Source organism: Streptomyces cahuitamycinicus (genome assembly GCF_002891435.1).
Classification (GTDB): Bacteria; Actinomycetota; Actinomycetes; order Streptomycetales; family Streptomycetaceae; genus Streptomyces; species Streptomyces cahuitamycinicus.
The window spans coordinates 1-448 of record NZ_POUC01000980.1 but is presented as its reverse complement, the minus strand read 5'-3'; the positions used below and the strand labels follow the sequence as shown (position 1 = coordinate 448).

The 448-nt window shown below is 67.0% G+C and carries 1 protein-coding gene; it reads right to left on the bottom strand.

Annotated elements, in window-relative coordinates; translation table 11 throughout:
- Positions 1 to 154 precede the first annotated feature (154 nt).
- Positions 155 to 448: helix-turn-helix transcriptional regulator (locus tag C1J00_RS44180; protein WP_146046445.1), on the bottom strand; the 294-nt coding region annotated here is incomplete at its 5' end.

The following is a 448-nucleotide window of genomic DNA, read 5'->3' as shown; positions in this document are numbered from 1 at the left end:
ATCGGGCACCCTTCACTCAAGGAACACCCGGCGTCGAAAGGGTGCCTCGATCTGGGGCGTGGCCTGGGCATTAGCCCGGCCGCTGAGGTGGCCTTCCGCATGCGCGACACGTCCGCATCCGTGAGCGGCATGTAGCGCGAACGTTGCCAGGGCATCAGTCGACGGGAGGGACCAAGGTTGCCGGGCTGCGGCGGAAGCGGCCAGGTGAGACGCCATACTCGCGGGTAAACGCTCCGGAGAAGGCGAACTCCGTCGAGTATCCGACCTCGCGGGCGATCGTCGCCAGTGTGACGTCGGTCTCCCGGAGCAGTTGAGCGCCGAGACTCAGCCGCCAGCTGATGAGGTAGGACATCGGAGGGCGGCCTACTTCTTCGGTGAAGCGCCGCGCGAACACGGTGCGGGGCAGCCCGACCATCTCACTCAACCGGGCCACCGTCCACTTGCGCTG